Here is a 20,300-nt window from a genome sequence, read left to right as displayed (position 1 = left end):
AAGCCCGCCTTCGCCCTCAAGGCGGGTCTCGAGGCTGCCCGTTACTGCGGGCTGGGCGTAGCAGTAGCCGCACGCGGCGGTGCCGATGGAGCGAAGCCTGCCGGCGTGATAAAGGTCTGCTCGATGACGCCGGGGTTGACCGGCTGGTTGTCGTGCTAGCGGATCTCGAGGTTGAACGTGGCGTCCCAGCCCGGCGCCGCCGAAGGGGCGGGCTCCTGGGTGGAACAGTGCGGTGTTGTCCTAGGCGGAGCCGCTGCTGCCCCCCCCTGGTGGCTTTCAATGATGTGAGTTAAGGAGCAACAACCACGGCTGAATCCACCATTCAGATTCCTTTGAGCTACTCATCTGAGACTCCACAATTGCAGCCTCACCTCCGGCAAGGGTGGATATTCTCGTAACGTTCCCCTCCCCCAAAGCAGCGTCCCAAGCCACCCGCTTCCGATCATCACTCCATATGTAGAGATGGTTTCGATTGGTGCCAGCAACAGTTAGCTTCTCCGCAAGGCCTGCAACTGCCTGGACAGCATCATTTGGAATGATGGAAACTGTCTTGTCTCGCAGCATTTTGCCACTTGAGGTGCTTACCGTTACAGCGTGCCCGTCCGAAGTTCCAAAATGCGCCAACTCGCCATCTCGGGCCAGGGAAACGTCGCTGGCGCTACAGGGGCAGCTAAAGGCCTTCATATCTGCGGCCGGATTACGCGTGTCCCAGATGTCAACGGACTCTAGAGCCGCTGCCACGAGTCGACCGGTTTCAGTGAGAACAACAGCATCGTAGGCTGTCTTTCCGCCATCCGGTGGGGGATTGCTTGGCATCGTAGTGATTTTCTCTGCATCAACTTCTATGACATATACGTCAAAGACGGCGAGAGCGAGCCGATCTCCACTCGGAGTCAGGGAGAGTGCAGCATTTGTCTCCATAAGGCTGACCTGGAAATCGTGATGCGCTCCGCCCGGCAGCCTGATTACACGGAGATCCCCTCCAAAAGACAGAGCGGCAATCGTGGCGCCATCTTGTGAAATCGCCAGGCGCGTGATCTTTCCTTTTAGGCGGGCGATTGACTCGGGGGAGGCTGGAGTTCGATCTAGATGCGAAATGTAGACTACCCCGCCTGCGGTTCCGTATACCACGAAGCGCTTACTTCCAGCCATTACGGCGGTCACTAGATCGTTGTCTATTCGGTCGAGCAATCGAACAGTCGTCGCTTCAATTCCAGTAGACGGTTTCCGTATTTCAAGGGGTCGATCCGCAGGCCACAGAGAAATGGCTACCCCGAGCGCTGACGCAACAGAAAAGGCAACCAGGGCCACGACAACCCGCATACGTAGGATGCGCGCCATGCCTAACGTCCCGCCTCCCGAGAGGCGGGCGCTGGGAACGACTCCCCCACACCCACCCGCTTCTCCCCTTGCATCCAGGAGTCCTTGTAGTTCCAGGTCCAGCCGCCGGCATGAGGATCAGGAGCGGTCTGGAACGGCTTCCCATTGTTCTGCACACGGACCGTCTTACGTTCTCCGTCGACTGTAATGTCCATCTCTAGGCGCCAAGAATAACGTGCCTTCTCGGCCGTCGCCGTGACCAGGAAGGTCTCGACCTCCCCTTTTTCGACGGTGAAGCCGAACGGCCTGCCTTCTTTATCTAGATACTGGATCTTAGGGAGAGAGCGGTCCAGGTCGATCTGGATTGTCCTGAGATTGGCGCCCCCTGCGGAGGGGCAACGGACAAGAACCCCCGAAGAGGGCGTCTCTTTGCCCAGGACAATGACACGAAGATTGGATATCTGGACCTGCCCAGACGCCTTACCTTCGACAAGAACCTGAATTTTACTGACTCCGGCATCTATTCCATCATTTGCCTGAAGCCATGGATGGAACCCGTCACAACCAGGCCCCGGGGCTGTCGCCAATTTCTTGCCGGGGGGAAGAACCCCGCTGATCCCCTGGTTTCCGAAGGTCCCGACCTTCGCGGGGTTCGTTTCAACGGAAACCGCAACAGACTCTTCCGGCTTACTCCAATCTTCAATGTGGGTCGTCAGGTATGCAATTCCCCATGAGGTAAGTCCGGTCGCAATCGTGGTCACTATGATTCCGGGAAGGGAAAACAGGATTGCGCCTATCCCTCTGCGGGCGTCGGCGGGCCCCGAGTTGTCATCTTGGTTTTCGTCAGACGGTTGGACTGATCCAGATGGCGTGCCCTGCTGGGGCGCCGACTCCGGTGAGGCGCTAGAGCTCTGAGAGCCGCACGGGGATCCTGTGGCGGCTGGCTCCGGCCGAGGATCGCTGGTGCTTTGATCCGGATCTGCCACGACGCACTCCCGTAGATCGATAAAGCTGCCAGGCACGCCGAGAATGGTAACTGAACCATTGCCTGATAATTCCACGATTTTCCAGCTACTTTAATCGCACAGTTATCTCTAGCGCGCCAGTTTGATAGATGGTTGTCTGGAAAGGTGTACCGCTCCTAATGGCGATGCACGTGAAGGGATTGCCGCTTGCGTCGGCGCCTGAGGCGGCTGTTCTCTGACCAAGCGGGTGCTGGAGTCAGAAGGCGAGATGACCGATCACGTCGGCTACGAGAAGCACGACGCGACGGGCAGGAACAGCGGCAACAGGGCACCCATTCGAAGACGGTGCTGACCGATGTCGGCCCGGTCGAGGTGAAGGTGCCCCGTGCCGCCGCCGGCGCCGGGCCAGCGGAACGCTCACGGGTCGCCTGCGGCTCTCAGTCACAGGGTCGGTGTGGTTGGGCCCTCGGCCTCATTCGTGTGCTGGTCCCTCATGGCGATGTCCGCCGCGCGGTGGAGGGCAGCTTGGTATGCCTCGGCATTGCCGGGCTGTTTCTGCCAGGCGCGGATGCGAACGGTGGCGGACTGGAGGGCGCCGAGGGTGATGCCGAGGTAGTGGGCTGCTTCGGCGCGGGTGCCGCCGCGGGCCATCTGAACCAGGCGGATCACGGCGTCGCGTCGCAGGAGAAGGGCGGGGGCGTCGAGGTGATCGAGTGGGGCTGCCCAGGTGTCCGGGAGGTGGTGCGGGATGCTGCGGGGGTCGAGCCTGCCTTGGTGGGTGGGTGGCTGGGGGAAAAGTGGGGGCGCGCCGTTGGCACCCCGGCGAAGAAGGCGGACGTTCTCGGTGATCACGGACGTCATGGCGGGTGAGCAGTAGGGTGCGAGGAGTTTTAGCCTGCGGTATCTCGCCCCGGCTGAGGGGATCTGGGCCAGTAACTGCGCGAGTGCCGTCCCGCCGTGCGGGTTGTCGAGGATCTGTACGACCTGGGTCAGGAGGGCGGCGGTCGGGAGGGGGTCGGCGGGCGGGTGGTCGAAGGAGCGGGCCAGCCAGCCGTCTTCTTGATGGCCGGCCCGTTCCTCTCGGGTGCGGTGCAGGCTTTCGGCGTGGGAGGCGATGGCGTGCAGGTGGTCGCTGTCGGGAAGGAGGCCGGTGGCGGCCGGCCAGGTGCCGCAGATGGCCAGGGCGGTGAGGCGGACGTCGTTGAAGAATTGCTGCGGTGTTGCTGGGCGGCCGAGGCTTGCCACCGCGTGCCCGGGCGGTCCGGTAGAGGCGGCGGCCAGGCGCTGGTGTGCGCGGAGCATGGTCGGCGTGGGTCCGGTGGCGGGGGCCAGCGGACGGTCGAGGCGGTGGACGCACGGGGTGTGCCGGTCCGTGGCGGGTCGGTGGCGGCATTGTGCGGGGTGAAGCTGTCTGTGTGCTGTGGGGAGAAGCTGGGTGGGGCGCCATCGTCCGTCGGTGCGGTAGCCGTTGGAGAAGGCGGGCGTGTGGCAGGCGGGGCATCGCCAGTCGAGCAAGCGGTGGTGCTGGGGGCAGAGGAACGTGTGGGGAAGCCGCCAGGTGCCGTGCCAGACGGGTCCGCCGGGGCCGTCGGCGCTGTCGTGCAGGCAGTCGGGGCAGTAGCGGCTGAAGGCGGTGAAGACCCAGCCGTCGTTGGCCATGGTGGTCGGGCTCTGGTATCGCCCCAGGTAGATGGTCTGGAGGGGCGGTAGTTGGGGGCGTGCGCGGCCAGGGTGAGGGCCTGGGCCTCGTCTGTCTCGAGTCGGCAGACGTGGGCGATCTGCCGCACGAGGGCGGTGGTCAGGCGGACAAGGTGGCGGGTGGGCAGTGCGGCACCGGCGATGAGCCCGCACCGGTGGGCCAGGTCGAACGGAGGGATGCCGATCCGGTGGGCGAGAGGCAGCAGGTAGCCCGGGAGGAGTTCGCCAGGGGCGGGGTCAATGCTCCTGGGCAGTGGCGTGTTGGTCATGCCGTGTCCGTGACGGCGGGGCCTTCGTCATCGAAAACGGTGTTGCGGCGCTTTTTCACCCGCCGGGACTCCTTGTCGCTGGTCGGTGGGGCGATGGGGATGGCGGGTTCGTCCGGCGGCTGCTCGGGCTTGTCTCGTCGGAGCACGATCTCGTCCAGGAGGCTCTCGTCAATCAGTTCCTTCCCGGACTCCATGGCCTCCTGGGCGCCGTCCTCGAGCAGGCGTCCCAGGAGGCCGACGACGCCGCTGGTGCGGCGCATCAAGTACTCCGGCATGGTGCCGCCGGTGAGCATGCCTTCCTTCGCCTTCAGCAGCTGCAGGTGCTGCTCGATTCCTTTCAGGTGATCGACGAAGGCCTGGATCTGCTTCGGGGTGGTGTAGCGGAAGCGGTCGAGTTCGATGAGTTCGAAGCGGTGCTCGGTTTGGGTGATCTCCAGGCCGTGGATGCGGGTCGACTCCAGCGGTGGCATCTCCCACTGCCGGGTATTCTTGTTCCACTTGGCCTCGCGCAGCAGCCCGATGCCGGGGATATTTACGCCGGTCAGGATCAGGGTGACGTCCAGGCTCATGAAAGCCCGCATCAGGTCGAGGACGTCCTGGTCGTCGGCCCGGTGCATCCGCAGTCGGCTGATGTCGTCCAGGATCAGGGCTTTGACGCCGTGGTCGTGGAGGGAGTCGGCGACCTGTCGTACCAGTTCTGGGAGTGTGGCCGATTTGCGCATCGGGGCGCGGAAGAAACCCAGGATCGACGCGCAAAGGCTCTTCGGGGTCGCTGTCACCGGGGTCGAGACGTAGACGACCGGGGCGTGGAGGTCACGTGTGCCCGGCAGAGCCCCGGGGTTGAGGTAGCTGTGCAGTTGCAGCCACTGGCCTTCGAAGACGGCCCCGGCGGAGCAGACGGATGCGGTCTTGCCGTAGTTGCCCCAGCCGCTGACCATGACGCCGGCGCGCGTCGGGTCGTCCTGCTTCATTGTGTTGCCGCGTAACCGGCGCCGGATCAGCTTGCCGACCTTGTCGTGCATGGGTGTGTTCTGCAGCGGGAGGTTCGCGTTCGTCAACTGCCGGTAGAGGTCGTAGTCGGCCTGGCGGCTCTCGGGTATCGTCGGCCACTGCTGCAGCGAGATCGCCGGGGCGGGGACGAGCCGGCCGCAGTGGGTGCGGTAGTGCTGCCAGCCGACGTAGGTGTCGCGGGGCGGTTGGCCTCCCAGGATCAACTCGGCGATCTTGGCTCGTGGGGGCAGGCCCTCCAGCGGATCGTCGTGGGAGAGGGCTCGGGTCATGCGTCGTTCTCCCGGACAGTCGTGTCGGCTTCTGAGCCGTTGCGGGGCGGGAGCAGGAACATGGGTCGTCGGCTCAGGGCCTCGTGCAGTGTCGGCGGGGCGACGGGTCTGGTTCCGGTGAGTGCTTCTTCGCGTCGCCGGCGGCGGTCGGTGTCGACCGCGCGGGCGTGCTCTGCCCAGACTGCGGGCATCTCGGCCGGGGTCGGCTCGTCGGCGGGGGCTGGCGGGGCGGAGCGGTCGGCTGCCGCAGCCTGTGCGCGAGTGGTCTCGCGGGCCTGGGCGAGGCGCTGCTTCTTCCCGGCCTTCTTCTTGGCCTGGCTGGGCCATTGGTCGACGGGGGTGACCGAGCCGAGGATCTCCAGCAGATGTTCCAAGAGCTCGCTCTCGGAGTGGATCCTGATGTTGTTCGCCTTCACGTGTGTCAGGAGGGCGTCGGCGGTCTTGTCGGAGAAGGCGGGGATCTCGCCCTCGGGTGGCAGTCCTCGCCAGGGCAGGGTGTGCCAGGTCTCGTGGTGGGCCGGGTCCTGGAAGAACACCTGCCGGCGGTCCCTTCTGTCGCTGCGGACCACCCACTTGCCCGCGTGCTTGCCGCCCCGGGCGGAGGGCTGCAGGAAGCGTGGCTCGTCGAGGACGGGGTCGTGATACCAGAGCCCGAGGATCTTCACTCCGCGTCGGGGATGGATCTTCACGTGGTGCTTGCGCAGGACCTTGTAGTAGAAGCTCGGTTCGGGGAAGTCCAGGTCGAAGCCGCCCTGTTCCATCGCCGCGGCGAACAGGGTGTTGGGGCTGTGGTCCTCACCCGGCGCCCAACACGGTGCGTATTCGCCCAGTTTGCGGTTCTGCCAGATCCGGACGATCCAGGTCGCGATGATGTGCTCGGCCTGCACGAGCGTGAGGCTCGCGTCGTGTTCCGGGTCTGCCCCGCGGTCCGCGACGTCACCGCCAGTGAAGCCCAGCAGGTGCTCGAAGAGCATGGTCTGGATGGTCAGGAACTGGCGCTCGACCGCGAACTTGTCGGTCTGCCGCAGGACGCGGGCGGGCAGGATCCGGCAGCCGATCTCCCGTTCGGCCTCCACTAGGTCGTGGTTCTTGTAGGGGCCGCCGTGGTCAGTGGTGACCGTCTCCGGGGTAAAGAACGGCAGGGCGGCGACCCGGTGCCCGGTGAACTCGGCGATCACGTCGGCCGGGACCCCGGCGTAGGGCCATTCCATGTCCTCGCCCCAGCCGTCCCGCATCGGGAGCGGCAGCATCACGTCCCGCAGCAGCATGGCGACGTCGACTGAGGTGTCGGACTGCAGCGTGAGCCGGAAGGCCGGCAGTCCGTGCGTGTAGAGGTCGAGTGCAAGGGTCAGTGTCGCGGTGACCGCGTCGCCGAAGACGGTCTCGCGCAGTTTCACCGGCATCCGGGTCGAGTCCAGCACCAGAGCCTGGCCCGGCCGGTGGACCACCATCCGGCCGGAGACGCCGGCCTCCGCGGCGGACTGGGCCGTCCGCTCATAGCGCGGCCGGGCGCCGCCGGGCCCGAACCACTCCTTCCATACGTCCGCGAGCGCCAGCGGGAAGGAATCTTCTCGGTCGGGAACGTCGGGAACCGCTCGCGGATGTACTGGTGCATCAACCGGTGCTTGGCGGCCATGCTGAGGCGGGCGCGTTCGTTGCACTCGGCCTTGACCGCGAAGATCCCCTCACGGACCTCCGCGGTGATGCTGCGGTGCCCACTGCGTCGCCGTGTCCAGCGCCCGTCCGCACAGGCCAGCAGGAGGCTGTCGCCCGCCAGTCCCGACAGGCGCTCCAGCGTTCGGTAGCTGAGGTGCTGCAGGCCGAGCCGTACCGCCTCCGGACGGGGCATTGCCTTCGCCTCCGCCGCCTTCGCGCGACGGCGCTGGGTCAGCGTCGTGCAGTCCGGATCGTAGGCAGGCCGGGGCTCACCCGGCAGGGCCCGAGCCGGGTGGCCCTCCCGGAAGCCGGTTTCGGCTTCCAAGACATGCGCAGCCGCAACCGGGCCCGCTCCAGCTGGTCCTTGGTCAGGTCGGCCAGTGTCCTCGGCTGCCGGGAGACCGGCGAAGGCCGCCCCGATGCCTCGGCCGTCGGCAGGAGCCGCAGGTCACCGTGGTTGATGAGCCAGCGGAACGAGCGGGTCTCCGTGCGACCGTCGGTGTCCACGAGGACGAGCCGGCCGTGCTGGCCGTGGACATCTTCGATCGTCCACTCGACGCCGTTGAGCGCGACCCGTCTGCCCGGAGCGATCTGCAAGAACCCCCTCGCCGCCATCACACCCCCCAGATCAGCGAGCTGTCGCGCAAGGGGCTGCCCAGGTCGACGCCGAGTTCACGTCGCCAGAGCAGCCGGATGATGTTCGCCCGGGCCACGGAAGGGACGCTGGTCGCGTCCGCCAGCTCGGAGAACGTCATCACGCGCCCCTCCCGGCCGCCGATAGCGGTGAGCAACTGATCCCGCATGCCCAGCAGATCCCTCGCCAGCCGCCGACGCGAGGACAAGTGATCAAGGACGCTCCACACATGCGGATGCCAGCCCGCGACCACGGTGTACCGCCAGCCGCATGCCGCGGCCACTTCGCGGGCCGCCGCGAACTTCAGCGCGTCCTCTTCCTTGACCAGCTCCATCGGGCGGACGTCCAGCAGCCACCTCCCCCCGCCGATCACGGCCAGGAAGTCCGGGATGTGCCAGGACGACCCGCCCACGTGCTCAAAGTCCAGCCGGAGCGGCTGCGACAGCACCTCCGATGCACCCAGGAAGTCCAGCGCGACCAGCAGCCGCATCTCCTCCAGCGACTCGAAGCCGTGCTTCCTCCCCGTTGACGCCATCACCTCAAGCCCGGGGCGATGCCGCTGCTTCGCTCGCCATGTGAACCCCCGCATCGGCCGGGACGACAGCACCGGCACCTGAGCCATGTCCCGGATCGGCCAGCAGACCTCGCCCGCGCCCACCCTCCATGTTGAGCTCCACCGACGTGACCAGCTGTCCCCGAGCCGCAACCGATCCCGAAGAGCCACATCCCCGTCGTACTCCGTGATCAGCTGGTCCAGGTGACTTGAATCCGACCGGATCTTCGCGTTCGCTGCCTCGCTCACTCACCCACAGCAGCACCGCTCGACCAGCAACGGGGCGATTCTTCGTAACTGATTACAACACAGCGTTACAGGACCAAGATCCGCCAACTAGTGAGCTCGTCCGCTAAATAAAAGTCTCGGTCGCAGCCGCCTTCCGGCATCTCCGGGGGCGCCTTGCCACGGATACACCCCGGGGGTATAACTGAGATTGCGATACCCCCTAGGGGTATAAGGCGGGGGTGCGGCCCCCGGCCCCGTCGCCCGGCGAGGAGCAGCGAACACCATGGCCCTTACGACCACCGGCACCACGACCGGCACCGCCCGGGTCGAGCTCGTCATCGGCGGTATGACCTGTGCTTCGTGCGCCGCCCGCGTGGAGAAGAAGCTCAACCGCATGGACGGCGTCGAGGCCACGGTCAACTACGCCACCGAGAAGGCAGAGGTCACCTATCGCGAGGACCTGACGGTGGCCGAGCTCATAGCCACGGTCGAGGCCACCGGTTACACCGCCGCGCCCCCCGCGCCCGTACGCACCGAAGGGGAGCCCGGAGCCACCGCCGAGGAGGACGGGGAGCTGCGCACGCTGCGGGAGCGGCTGATCACCGCGACGGTGCTCGCCGTCCCGGTGGTCGTGCTGGCGATGGTCCCCGCCTGGCAGTTCGACTACTGGCAGTGGCTGTCCCTGACGCTGGCCGCGCCCGTCGTCACGTACGCGGCGTGGCCGTTCCACCGGGCGGCGTTCACCAACGCCCGGCACGGCGCGGCCACGATGGACACCCTGATCTCGGTGGGCACCTCGGCGGCGTTCCTGTGGTCGCTGTGGGCGCTGTTCCTCGGCGACGCGGGCATGCCGGGCATGACCCACGCCTTCGAGCCGACCGTCGCCCGCGGCGACGGCGCGGGGAACATCTACCTCGAGGCGGCGGCCGGGGTGACGGCCTTCGTCCTGGCCGGGCGCTATGTCGAGGCCCGCTCCAAGCGCCGGGCCGGGGCCGCGCTCAAGGCGCTGCTGGAGCTGGGCGCCAAAGAGGTGACCGTCCTGCGCGACGGCCGCGAGGTGCTGATCCGCACCGAGGAGCTGGCCGTCGGCGACCGCTTCGCCGTCCGGCCCGGAGAGAAGATCGCCACCGACGGCACGGTCGTCGAGGGCGGCTCGGCCGTGGACGCGTCCATGCTTACCGGCGAGTCCGTGCCGGTCGAGGTGGGCGTGGGCGACACCGTCACCGGCGCCACCCTCAACGCCGGCGGCCGGCTCGTCGTCGAGGCCTCCCGGGTGGGCGCGGACACCCAGCTGGCGCGCATGGCCCGCCTGGTGGAGGACGCCCAGAACGGCAAGGCCGCCGCCCAGCGGCTCGCCGACCGGATCTCGGCGGTCTTCGTGCCCGTCGTCATCGTCCTGGCGCTCGCCACGCTCGGCGTCTGGCTGGCCACCGGCGCGGGCCTGACCGCCGCGTTCACGGCCGCCGTCGCCGTACTGATCATCGCCTGCCCCTGCGCGCTGGGCCTGGCCACGCCGACCGCCCTCATGGTCGGTACGGGCCGGGGAGCACAGCTCGGCATCCTCATCAAGGGCCCCGAGGTGCTGGAGACGACCCGCAAGGTCGACACGGTCGTCCTGGACAAGACCGGCACCGTCACCACCGGCCGGATGACGCTGCTGGGCACGCACACGGCCGACGGCACGGGCGAGGCGGAGGCGCTGCGCCTGGCGGGCGCCCTGGAGAGCGCCTCCGAGCACCCGATCGCGCGGGCGGTGGCGGCCGGAGCCGTCGAGCGGACCGGCGGGCTGCCCGCCGTGGAGGACTTCGTCAACGTCCCCGGCCTGGGCGTGCGGGGCGTCGTCGAGGGCCACGCGGTGCTGGTGGGCCGGGCACGGCTGCTCGCCGGGGAGGCCGTGCCGCTGCCGCCGGAGCTGGAGCGGGCCCGGGCGGCCGCCGAGGCGGCGGGCCGCACGGCCGTCGTCGTGGCCTGGGACGGCGAGGCGCGGGCCGTCCTCGAGGTCGCGGACGCGGTCAAGAAGACCAGCCGCGAGGCGGTCGTCCGGCTGCGGGCGCTGGGCCTGACGCCGATCCTGCTCACCGGCGACAACACGGCCGTGGCCAGGGCGGTGGCCGCCGAGGCCGGCATCGACGAGGTGATCGCCGAGGTCATGCCGCAGGAGAAGGTGGACGTCGTCAAGCGGCTGCAGGCCGAGGGCCGGTCGGTGGCGATGGTCGGCGACGGCGTCAACGACGCGGCCGCCCTGGCCCAGGCCGACCTGGGCCTGGCGATGGGCACGGGCACCGACGCGGCCATCGAGGCGGGCGACCTGACGCTCGTGCGGGGCGACCTGCGGGTGGCGGCGGACGCGATCCGGCTCTCGCGCCGGACCCTCGGCACCATCAGGTCCAACCTGTTCTGGGCCTTCGCCTACAACGTGGCCGCGCTGCCGCTCGCCGCCGCCGGCCTGCTCAACCCGATGATCGCCGGTGCGGCGATGGCCTTCTCCTCGGTCTTCGTCGTCGGCAACAGCCTGCGGCTGCGCACCTTCCGCGCCGCGGACTGAACGCTGCCCCGGGCGCCGGCCGCCGGACCCGTCAGGGCATGGGGGCCGGCGACATGCTCGGGACCACCACGGGGGCGATGTACTTGTTGTCGCAGACCTGGTCGGCCAGCTTCTTGCCACCGCCGGTGAGGACCACCTTGACCTCCTCGGCCGGCAGGTCGCCGGGCACCGCGCTGTGGGCGGCGGTGCACACCAGCTGGCTGCGGGCGATCGCCGAGAGGCGGGTGACGTCCAGCGGCAGCTGGATGGTCACCGAGCCCTGGCCGGTGAAGACCTCGACCCGCCCGGCCGGCCTGGGCAGCTCGGAGTAGAGCCCGCGGATCTTCTCGGCCTCGTTGGGCCCGGCCAGCAGCAGCGGCACCGCCTCCTCCGCGCTCACCTCCTGCTCGGCGGGGCGGGACACCGGCTGGAGTCCTCCGGGGTAGCCGAAGTAGAGCCGGGCCTCCTTCACCGGGGCGCCCGGGCGCTTGGCGCCCTGGGCGGGCAGGCCCACCTCGATGACCCCGCTCGGCTCGATGCCGCAGCCGGCCAGGACGCCGGCGAGCGCACCGGCCAGGGTCACGGCGGCGACCGCGCGTTGTGCTCTCATGCCTCCTCGCCTCCCCGGCGCAGCGGGAGGTCGACGGTGAACACCGCTCCCCCCTCGGGCCCGTTGGCGGCCCGGACGGTGCCGTCGTGCAGGCGTACGTTCTCCGCGGTGATGGCGAGGCCGAGGCCGCTGCCCTCGGAGCGGACCCGGGCGGCGTCGGCCTTGAAGAACCGCTCGAAGACGTGCGGCAGCACCTCGGGGTCGATGCCCTCGCCCCGGTCGGCGATCTCGATCAGCAGCCGCTCCTCGGCCTCCGGGTCGCCGGGGCGCTCCACCCGCACGGCGACGCTCACCGGCTCCCCGCCGTGGCGCAGCGCGTTGCCGACGAGGTTGGCGACGACGACGTCGATGCGGCGCGGGTCCAGCCGGGCCCGTACGTCCTCGGGCAGGTCGGCCGTCACCTTCTCCTGCCAGCCGCGGGCCTGGAGGGTCTTGCGGACGGTCTCGGCGACGTCGACCTCGTCCAGGTGCAGGGCGGCGGCGCCGGCGTCGAAGCGGGAGATCTCCATCAGGTCCTCGACCATGCGGGCGAGCTTGCCGGTCTCCTCGCTGATCAGCCGGACCGCGTAGGCGGTGTCGGGGTCGAGGGTGGCGGCGTCCTCGTCGAGGACGTCGACGACGGCGGTCATCGCGGCCAGCGGGGTCCGCAGCTCGTGGGAGACGTCGGCGGCGAAGCGCCGGGAGTTGGCCTCCATGCGGCGCAGCTCGGCGACGTTCTTCTCCAGGGCCGCGGCCATGTCGTTGAAGGTGCGCGAGAGGTCGGCCAGCTCGTCGCGGCCGGTGACCTTCAGGCGGGTGTCCAGCTCGCCCTCGGTGATCTGCTGGGTGGCGCGGCGCAGCTCCCGTACGGGCCGCAGTACTCCGCGCGCGGCGATCAGGGCGGGCACGACGGCCAGGGCGATGGCCGGCAGGGCGCCACTCTGCGCCGCCTCGACCAGCGCCCGGACGTTGGCCTCGTCCTGGCGCAGCGGCACCTGGGCGTAGACCTCCAGGCCGGACATCTGGCCGCCGCCGTCGCGGTAGGCGACGGGCAGGCCGATCACGAGCCAGGGCGATCCGTCGATGTCGACGCGCTGGAAGGCGGCGATGCCGCTGCGGACCTTCTCCCGCACCCCGGACGGCAGATGGGTGTCCAGGGTGCCCTTGAGGTTGTTCGGCACCATGGGCCCGTTCTGGTAGCGGGCGTGCACGATCCAGCGCTGGGCCTGGCCGGCCCGGCCGAGGTCCTGGGTGAACTTCATCAGGTCGCTGTTGCGCGGCGGGAAGCGGAGGTCGGGCACCTGCGAGTCGACCTGGGAGCGCAGGGCGTTGACGGCCGTGTCCTGGGTGCGCTTGAGGATCGCGGTGCGCGCCTCGCGGAAGGTGAGGGCGGCCGTGGTGAGCGCGCTCAGCGCCGAGACCAGGAGGAACGCCACGACGAGCCGGGCGCGCAGCCCGCGGGCGAGGGTCCGCAGGGCGGGGCGCCGCACGGTGGGGCGACGCAGCGCCGGTCGTTTCACAGCGGTACCGCTCGTTCGCTCGTTCACAGGGGGCCGAAGCGGTAGCCGAAGCCGCGCACGGTCTGGATGTACTTCGGGGAGCGGGTGGACTCCTCGACCTTGGTGCGCAGCCGCATGACGCACGCGTCGACGAGGCGGGCGTCGCCGTGGTAGCTGTGCTCCCAGACGTGTTCCAGGAGCTGCTGGCGGCTGAAGACGCGGCCCGGGGTGGCGGACAGGTACAGCAGCAGCTTCATCTCGGAGGGGGCGAGCGCCAGGTCCTGGCCGTTCTTGGAGACGAGCAGGCCGGCGCGGTCGATGGCCAGGTCGCCGTGGACCTCGGCGGCGGCCTGGGACACGACGGGGTCCACCCCGCCGTCGACGGGTGCGGCGCGGCGCAGGACGGCGCGGATGCGGGCTTCGAGGACCTCGCCGCGGGCGGGCTTGACGATGTAGTCGTCGGCGCCGGCCTCCAGGCCGAGGACGACGTCGATGTCGTCGCCGCGCGCGGTGAGCATGATGATCGGGATCTGCTGGGTGGCGCGGATGCGGCGGCAGACCTCGAAGCCGCTCATGTCGGGCAGCATCAGGTCGAGCAGCACCAGGTCGGGGCGGAAGCTCTCCAGGGCCGCCAGCCCGGCCCCGCCGTCGGGCGCGGCCTCCACCTCGTGGCCGCGACGGCGCAGGGTGAGGGTGACACCTTCCCGTACGGCCCGGTCGTCCTCGATCAGAAGCACGCGTGACATGGGGACCAGTATCGGTCGTGCGTATGAGCGAATGCGCATCGGGGCGGTGCCGCCGGTGGAACTGTCACCGAGTGCTCATATTCAGGACGGGCCGGGCGGCGCCCCGATGTGCCGCAGCAGCAGTGCGCGGAAGTCGCGGTCGAACGCCTCGTACCGGGCGCGCAGGCGCTCGCCCGGCCAGTCGTCCGGCAGCAGGGGCGGCGGCAGGACCGGGTCCGCCAGCAGGTGCCGCAGCACCGCCGCCGACACCGTGAAGCGCTCGGCGAGGGGCCCGGGGCGATCGGCGAGGGCCGCCTCCAGGGCCCGGGCCCGCCGGGCCCAGCCGTCCAGGTCCCACAGGGCGGCCGCCAGCGCCGGCGGGTCCTGCTCCGGGGCGCCGGTGAGCAGCGTGCACTGCTCGGCCACCACCGCCGGCCGGCCGGTGCGGACGAGGTTGGCCGGGCGCAGCCAGCAGCCCTCGCGCAGTTCCGCCAGGCGCAGGGCCGCCATGGCCTGGCGCAGGGCGGCCCGGTCGGGGGCGGTGCGGCGCTCGGTGGAGACCACGGCGATCTCCCAGGTGCCGTCCCAGGGGCGGGTGCGCGGGGCACGGCTGTCGTCCTGCCGGGCCTGGCGGGCCAGGAGCCGGTCGGTGAGGCGGTACGTGCCGTCGCGCTGTTCGAGGTCGCCGGCGGCCACCATGCGAGTGAGGGCGGTGCGCACGGTCCCCTCGGCGGTGCCGAAGAGCTCGCCCACCCGGACCAGGGCGCGGGCGGGGAGCGCGGGCGGGTGGTGGCCGAGGAGGGTGGACAGCACGACCGAGCGTGCGGTCAGCGGCCGCAGGGAAAGCGTTTCGTCCATGACCGGCCACACCCTATCCATTACAGCCTCGCATCATGCATCATGAAAGTGTAATGCCGCCGAGCCCCCGCACGCCGGAGGTCGCCGTGAGCGCCACGCACGAAGTGTTCAACCAGGCCCCGCCCCTGACCGGCTTCTCCACTGCCGACGACCCCGCCCTGCTGGAGGCCCTGCGGCGCGACGGCGCCGGCTGGGGCGAGGAGGAGGTCCGCGCCCTGGGCGCCCGGGCCGGGTCGGAGGAGGTGCGGGAGTGGGCGCGGCTGGCCGAGGCGTACCCGCCGGTGCTGCGCACCCACGACCGCTACGGCCACCGGGTGGACGAGGTCGACTTCCACCCCGCCTGGCACCATCTGATGGCCGAGGCCGTCGGCAGCGGCCAGCACGCCGCTCCGTGGGCCGAGGCCCGCCCCGGCGGCCATCTGGTGCGGGCGGCGAAGTTCTACGCCTGGGCGCAGGCCGAGCCCGGCCACGGCTGCCCGGTCTCGATGACCTACGCCGCCGTGCCCGCCCTGCGCGCGCAGCCCGAACTGGCCGCCGCGTACGAGCCGTTGCTCGCGTCCCGGACCTACGACTTCGGGCTGCGCCCGCCGCTCGGCAAGCGGGGCCTGATCGCGGGCATGTCGATGACGGAGAAGCAGGGCGGCTCGGACGTACGGGCCAACACCACCACGGCCGTGCCGGCGGGCGACGGTTCGTACGTGATCACCGGCCACAAGTGGTTCACGTCCGCGCCGATGAGCGACGTCTTCCTGGTGCTGGCGCAGACCGACCGGGGCCTCACGTGCTTCCTGATGCCGCGGGTCCTGCCCGACGGCACCCGCAACGCGATGCGGCTGCAGCGGCTGAAGGACAAGCTCGGCAACCGCTCCAACGCCTCCGCGGAGATCGAGTACGAGCAGGCGGTGGCCTGGCCGGTGGGCGAGCCGGGGCGCGGGGTGCGCACGATCGTCGAGATGGTCAACATGACGCGGCTCGACTGCGTCATCGGCTCCGCGGCCGGCATGCGGGCCGGGCTGCGGCAGGCTCTGCACCACGCGGCCCACCGCCGGGCCTTCGGCGCCGAGCTGATCGACCAGCCGCTCATGCGCAACGTCCTGGCCGACCTCGCCGTCGAGTCCGAGGCCGCCACCGTGCTGGCGATGCGGCTCGCGGCGGCCCTCGACCGCTCCGAGGCCGGCGACGCCCAGGAGTCGGCCCTGCGGCGGCTGGGCCTGGCCGCCGGCAAGTACTGGGTCTGCAAGCGCGGCAGCGCGCACGCCGCCGAGGCCCTCGAGTGCCTGGGCGGCAACGGCTATGTCGAGGAGTCCGGCATGCCCCGGCTCTACCGGGAGGCTCCGCTGCTGTCGATCTGGGAGGGCTCCGGCAATGTCGCGGCGCTGGACGTGCTGCGGGCGCTGCGGAAGGAACCGGCGGCGCTGGAGGCCTACTTCGCGGAGGTCGGCCTGGCCGCCGGGGCCGACCGCCGGCTCGACGCCGCCGCCGCGCGCCTGCGCGACCTGCTCGGCTCGCTCGCCGACCCCCACCGCGCCCAGCAGGCCGCCCGGCGCGTCGCCGAGCAGCTCACGCTCGTCCTCCAGGGCAGCCTGCTGGTGCGCCACAGCACCCCCGCCGTCGCGGACGCCTTCTGCGCGTCCCGGCTCGGCGGGGACTGGGGGCAGGCGTTCGGCACCCTGCCGCCGGGCACGGACTTCGGGCCGGTCCTGGAGCGCGCGGTGCCGAAGGAGGCCTCATGACCGTCCGTGTCGAGACGTGCGGCCCCGTCACCACCGTCGTCATCGCCCGCCCCGAGGTCCGCAACGCCGTGGACGGGCCCACGGCCACCGCCCTGGCCGACGCCTTCCGTGCGTTCGAGGCGGACGAGACCGCACGGGTCGCCGTCCTGTGGGGCGAAGGCGGCACGTTCTGCGCCGGATTCGACCTCAAGGCGTTCGGCTCCGTGGACACCAACCGGATCGTCTCCGCAGGCGACGGTCCCATGGGACCCACCCGGATGCGCCTGTCCAAGCCGGTCGTCGCGGCCGTCAGCGGCTACGCGGTCGCGGGCGGCCTGGAACTGGCCCTCTGGTGCGATCTGCGGGTGGCCGAGGAGGACGCGGTCTTCGGCGTCTTCTGCCGCCGCTGGGGCGTACCGCTGATCGACGGCGGCACGGTCCGCCTGCCCCGGCTGATCGGCACGAGCCGCGCCATGGACATGGTCCTCACCGGCCGCCCGGTGCCGGCGCGGGAGGCGTACGACATCGGGCTCGCCAACCGCCTGACGCCGCCCGGCGGTTCGCGCGCGGCGGCGGAGGAGCTCGCGGCCCACATCGCCCGCTTCCCGCAGGAGTGCCTGCGCGGCGACCGGGCCTCGCTGCTGGACCAGGAGGGCCTCACCGAGGAGCGGGCCATGGCGGCCGAACTCGCCCACGGCGCCGCCTCCCTGCCCCGGGCCGGCGAGGGCGCGGCCCGCTTCGCGGCGGGCGCGGGACGGCACGGGGACTTCACCGAACCGTGAGGGCCCGATAACCCAACCGTGTCCTGATTTCACCTCTTCGGAGGAATCGGGACGAAGCAGCGCGCGAAGCGGGCGGCGGGCCCCCCAAGATCGCCGTCGTGAGTGGATGGCGGCGTGCGGGACGGGCGGGATGCGTGGCCTTCGTGGCCGTACTGGCGACGACGGGCGCCACGGCCGCGTCCGATGACGAGCCGCCCGGGGCCCCGCCGTCCATGACAGCGCGCGCCCACGCCGGCACCGAGGACGGTGAACCGGGCCCCGCCACGGTCCTCGTGAGCGCCGGGCCCGGCTGTCTGACGGCCTTCGCGGGGAACGGCGACAGCTTCGCCTCGGCCTCGATGTGCGCGCCGCCCTCCCCCGCTCCCCCGCCGCCGCCCGCCCCCCGGCCCACGCCGCCGCCACCGCCCCCGCCCCCGCCGCGGCGCGAGCCGGCACCGGAGCCCCCCGGCCCGCCGCGGCCCGCGCCGCCCACCCCGCGGCCCGTGCCGCACCGCGCGCCGCAGCCGCCACCGGCGCCCGCGCCGCCACCGCCGCCGGCCCCCGCCGCGGCGGCCGCCCCGCCCCCCGAGTCCCACATCGCGCCCCGCGCGTACCACCAGAGCGTCACCAAGCCGGCCGCGGGCGGCACCTCGCTGGTCACGCTCACCCTGGTCCTCACCGCCCCGGCCGTCCTCGCCGCCGCGCTGCTGCGCCCGCGCTCCGGCGGCGGCCGCAGCCGCTGACCCCCGCACCATCGCTTCTGGAGGTTTCCCTTGTCCGAGTGGCTGGTTCTGGCCCTCGCCATGCTCGCCGCGTGCGCGGTCGTCCTGTCCATCACCGTGCTGAGGCAGCGCCGGATCAGCGACGACGACGATCCGTCCGAGACCCCCGACGTCATCGAGTACATGACGATGATGGTCGGCGTGGTCTACGCCATCGTCCTGGGCCTGGCCATCGCCGGCGTCTGGGAGGCGCGCAACTCCGCGCAGGACACCGTCCGGGCGGAGGCCCAGGCCCTGCACGAGGTCAGCGAACGGGTGCAGGCGTACGCGCCGGCCGCCCGGGACCGTACACGCGAGCAGGTGAACGCCTATGTGACGCACGTGGTCCGCAAGGAGTGGCCCATCATGCTCGAGGAGGGCGAACTCACCGACAAGGGCACGGAACTGCTGAACAAGGTGCGCGCCGACCTCACCGCGTACGAGCCGCGCAACGACCACGAGGGCCAGTCCTACCAGCCGTTGCTGGACCAGGTCGGCGCGGCGGACGCGGCGCGCCACGCGCGGTCCCAGTCCGCCGGGCCGACACTGCCGGGCGTGGTGTGGTTCGGGCTGCTGGCGGGGGCGCTGGTGGCGGTGGGGCTGATCTTCACGCTGCAGATCAGGCGCTCGCCGCGCGAGCTCATGCTGGCCGGGCTCTACAGCGCGCTGATCGCCTTCCTCCTCTTCCTCATCTGGGACTTCAACTCGCCCTTCGGGCACAGCGTGGGCGACGCCACGGGAGCGTTCAGCGAGATGTTCTCCATCTGACGGGCAGGTGCTTGAGGCCGTTCTGGAAGTTGGAGGTCAGCCGGACCGGCTCGCCCGCCCGTTCGAGGCCGGGCAGCCGGTCCAGCGCCGCCCGCAGCATGGCCCGCAGCTGCAGGCGCGCGAGGTGGGCGCCCAGGCAGAAGTGCGGGCCGAAGCCGAAGCTGACGTGGTCGTTGGGGCTGCGGGTGATGTCGAAGCGGTCGGGGTCGGCGAAGACACGCTCGTCGCGGTTGGCGGAGGCGTGGTAGACGACGACCTTCTCGCCCCGCCGGATGAGCTGCCCGCCCAGTTCGGTGTCCTGGGTGGCGGTGCGCCGGAAGTCCATCACGGGCGGCCAGTAGCGCAGCACCTCCTCCACCGCCGCATCGGTCAGGTCCGGCCGCCGGCGCAGCGCTTCGCAGCTCTCCGGGTGGTCCAGGAGGGTCAGCAGGCCGCCGGGGATGCCGTTGCGCAGGGTCTCGTTCCCGGCGACCGCGAAGAGGAAGAACATGTTCTCGAACTCCTCGCGGGTCAGCCCCGCCTGCCGCATCCGTGCCATGACGCTGCCGGGGCGGGGCCCGTCGGCCAGCGCGTGGGCGTAGGCGAACATGTCGGCGAGGGCCTCGCGCGATCGCGGGTCCATCGGCTTGCCGCCGCGCTCCGGCGGGGCGGCGGGCCGGTGGGCGAGGGCGGCGCGGCCGATCGGGCTGAGCGCGGCGGGGTCGGCGGTGCTCGACGCGCGGTGATCGGCGTCCTGGTAGCCGATGACCCGATTGGACCAGTCGAACAGCAAACGCCGGTCCTCCTCCGGCACGCCCATGACGTGGGCGAGGGTCCACACCGGCAGATCGGCGGCGACCTCGACGAAGTCGGCCGCGCCCCGGCCGGCGACGGCGTCGACGAGGGCGCGGGCCCGCTCCTCGATGACGGCCGCCAGGTCCCGTACGGCACGCGGGGTGAAGGCGGCGGCGACGATGCGGCGCAGCCGGGCGTGGGCGGGCGGGTCCTGGTTGAGCATCATGGCCCGCACGAAATCCAGGTCGTCCGCGGTGTCCGGGTCGCGGATCTGGGTGGCGCCCAGGTGCGAGGAGAACAGCCCGGGGGTGCGCAGCACGTGTTTGACGTCGGCGTGCCGGAAGACCGCCCAGTAGCCGGGTCCGGCCGGCCAGGGGCCGACCGCGGTCTCCGGCACCCGGCAGACGGGGGCGCGCTCCCGTAGCTCCCGGAACAGCTCGTAGGGGACGCCGCGGGCGTAGGTGGCGGGGTCGAAGACGGCACTGGGCCGGCATGCGCTCACCTGCGGGACCGTACGTCCTCCTCTGGCGGGCTCGTCAAGGGCCCGTAACAATGTCCGGGTGACCACGAGTCCGGAAGCGGACGGCGAGATCCTCCTTGGGAGGCGCGATTTCCGGTCACGCGCCGTTCGCCGGCGCCCCGCTCGCGGAAGAGGGCGTGGACGGCCCGGCAGCGCCTCCGGCACGCCTTGCGCGCTCCCCGGCCGGGGCCGTCCGGGGGTCCGCA

At 70.9% G+C, this 20,300-nt stretch carries 17 protein-coding genes and 1 pseudogene; 6 read left to right on the top strand and 12 right to left on the bottom strand.

Annotated elements, in window-relative coordinates; all coding sequences use genetic code 11:
• Positions 1–276 precede the first annotated feature (276 nt).
• Positions 277–1,164 (bottom strand): hypothetical protein, encoded by an 888-nt coding sequence (locus ACIGXW_RS01980; protein ID WP_399568844.1) that lies wholly within the window; start codon positions 1,162–1,164, stop codon positions 277–279.
• Between the two features lie 179 nt (positions 1,165–1,343).
• Positions 1,344–2,081 carry a hypothetical protein gene (locus ACIGXW_RS01975; RefSeq protein WP_399568842.1) on the bottom strand — a complete coding sequence of 246 codons (738 nt, stop codon included), beginning with the start codon at positions 2,079–2,081 and terminating at the stop codon, positions 1,344–1,346.
• A 439-nt stretch (positions 2,082–2,520) separates the two neighbouring features.
• Here ACIGXW_RS01975 and ACIGXW_RS01970 point away from each other — a divergent pair.
• Positions 2,521–2,684: pseudogene (locus tag ACIGXW_RS01970) on the top strand (transposase); the annotation flags it as partial.
• A gap of 42 nt (positions 2,685–2,726) precedes the next feature.
• On the opposite strand, the gene ACIGXW_RS01965 reads toward ACIGXW_RS01970, so the two are convergent.
• The 5 genes from ACIGXW_RS01965 to ACIGXW_RS01945 all read right to left on the bottom strand — a co-directional run bounded on the left by ACIGXW_RS01965 (position 2,727) and on the right by ACIGXW_RS01945 (position 8,444).
• Positions 2,727–3,944, bottom strand: a complete 1,218-nt coding sequence (locus tag ACIGXW_RS01965; RefSeq protein ID WP_399568840.1) for a TniQ family protein — start codon at positions 3,942–3,944, stop codon at positions 2,727–2,729.
• 304 nt (positions 3,945–4,248) lie between these two features.
• Positions 4,249–5,532, bottom strand: coding sequence for a TniB family NTP-binding protein (locus ACIGXW_RS01960; RefSeq protein ID WP_399568838.1), 1,284 nt, complete (start codon positions 5,530–5,532; stop codon positions 4,249–4,251).
• On the bottom strand, positions 5,529–6,983 hold the full coding sequence (locus ACIGXW_RS01955; protein WP_399568835.1) for a hypothetical protein: 1,455 nt from the start codon (positions 6,981–6,983) through the stop codon (positions 5,529–5,531). The genes ACIGXW_RS01960 and ACIGXW_RS01955 overlap by 4 nt, the downstream gene beginning before the upstream one ends.
• Before the next feature lie 436 nt (positions 6,984–7,419).
• Entirely contained in the window at positions 7,420–7,785 is a 366-nt protein-coding gene (locus ACIGXW_RS01950; protein WP_399568833.1) for a hypothetical protein, read from the bottom strand.
• A 17-nt stretch (positions 7,786–7,802) separates the two neighbouring features.
• Positions 7,803–8,444, bottom strand: a complete 642-nt coding sequence (locus ACIGXW_RS01945; RefSeq protein ID WP_399568831.1) for a TnsA-like heteromeric transposase endonuclease subunit — start codon at positions 8,442–8,444, stop codon at positions 7,803–7,805.
• Positions 8,445–8,886: 442 nt separating this feature from the next.
• On the opposite strand from ACIGXW_RS01945, the gene ACIGXW_RS01940 reads away from it, so the two are divergent.
• Positions 8,887–11,148 carry a heavy metal translocating P-type ATPase gene (locus tag ACIGXW_RS01940; protein ID WP_399568829.1) on the top strand — a complete coding sequence of 754 codons (2,262 nt, stop codon included), beginning with the start codon at positions 8,887–8,889 and terminating at the stop codon, positions 11,146–11,148.
• Positions 11,149–11,179: 31 nt separating this feature from the next.
• Here ACIGXW_RS01940 and ACIGXW_RS01935 read toward each other — a convergent pair whose 3' ends face one another.
• The 4 genes from ACIGXW_RS01935 to ACIGXW_RS01920 form a co-directional block, all read right to left on the bottom strand.
• Positions 11,180–11,737, bottom strand: a complete 558-nt coding sequence (locus ACIGXW_RS01935) for a hypothetical protein (RefSeq protein ID WP_399568826.1) — start codon at positions 11,735–11,737, stop codon at positions 11,180–11,182.
• Positions 11,734–13,236, bottom strand: coding sequence for an ATP-binding protein (locus tag ACIGXW_RS01930; protein WP_104531582.1), 1,503 nt, complete (start codon positions 13,234–13,236; stop codon positions 11,734–11,736). Before ACIGXW_RS01930 ends, ACIGXW_RS01935 begins: the two co-directional genes overlap by 4 nt.
• A gap of 23 nt (positions 13,237–13,259) precedes the next feature.
• The gene (locus ACIGXW_RS01925; protein ID WP_071962696.1) at positions 13,260–13,961 is read right to left on the bottom strand and encodes a response regulator transcription factor; all 702 of its coding nucleotides are present in this window, start codon (positions 13,959–13,961) and stop codon (positions 13,260–13,262) included.
• Between the two features lie 81 nt (positions 13,962–14,042).
• Positions 14,043–14,798: a PaaX family transcriptional regulator C-terminal domain-containing protein gene (locus tag ACIGXW_RS01920; RefSeq protein ID WP_399568824.1), complete on the bottom strand. Its 756-nt coding sequence runs from the start codon at positions 14,796–14,798 to the stop codon at positions 14,043–14,045.
• An 86-nt stretch (positions 14,799–14,884) separates the two neighbouring features.
• On the opposite strand from ACIGXW_RS01920, the gene ACIGXW_RS01915 reads away from it, so the two are divergent.
• The 4 genes from ACIGXW_RS01915 to ACIGXW_RS01900 all read left to right on the top strand — a co-directional run bounded on the left by ACIGXW_RS01915 (position 14,885) and on the right by ACIGXW_RS01900 (position 18,800).
• Entirely contained in the window at positions 14,885–16,531 is a 1,647-nt protein-coding gene (locus ACIGXW_RS01915; protein ID WP_399568821.1) for an isovaleryl-CoA dehydrogenase, read from the top strand.
• Positions 16,528–17,292, top strand: a complete 765-nt coding sequence (locus tag ACIGXW_RS01910; RefSeq protein ID WP_399568819.1) for a crotonase/enoyl-CoA hydratase family protein — start codon at positions 16,528–16,530, stop codon at positions 17,290–17,292. Before ACIGXW_RS01915 ends, ACIGXW_RS01910 begins: the two co-directional genes overlap by 4 nt.
• 98 nt (positions 17,293–17,390) lie before the next feature.
• Complete coding sequence (locus ACIGXW_RS01905) at positions 17,391–18,014, top strand: hypothetical protein (RefSeq protein WP_399568817.1); 624 nt, start codon at positions 17,391–17,393, stop codon at positions 18,012–18,014.
• Positions 18,015–18,044: 30 nt separating this feature from the next.
• On the top strand, positions 18,045–18,800 hold the full coding sequence (locus tag ACIGXW_RS01900) for a hypothetical protein (protein ID WP_399568815.1): 756 nt from the start codon (positions 18,045–18,047) through the stop codon (positions 18,798–18,800).
• On the opposite strand, the gene ACIGXW_RS01895 is transcribed toward ACIGXW_RS01900, so the two are convergent.
• Positions 18,778–20,076 carry a cytochrome P450 gene (locus tag ACIGXW_RS01895; RefSeq protein WP_399568813.1) on the bottom strand — a complete coding sequence of 433 codons (1,299 nt, stop codon included), beginning with the start codon at positions 20,074–20,076 and terminating at the stop codon, positions 18,778–18,780. The two genes, ACIGXW_RS01900 and ACIGXW_RS01895, sit on opposite strands and share 23 nt — an antisense overlap.
• Positions 20,077–20,300: the final 224 nt, after the last annotated feature.

Origin of the sequence: Streptomyces sp. NPDC053079 (genome assembly GCF_044546695.1) — a bacterium.
Classification (GTDB): Bacteria; Actinomycetota; Actinomycetes; order Streptomycetales; family Streptomycetaceae; genus Streptomyces.
Note: the sequence above shows the minus strand (reverse complement) of the source record. Positions and strands in the feature narration are given on the sequence as shown.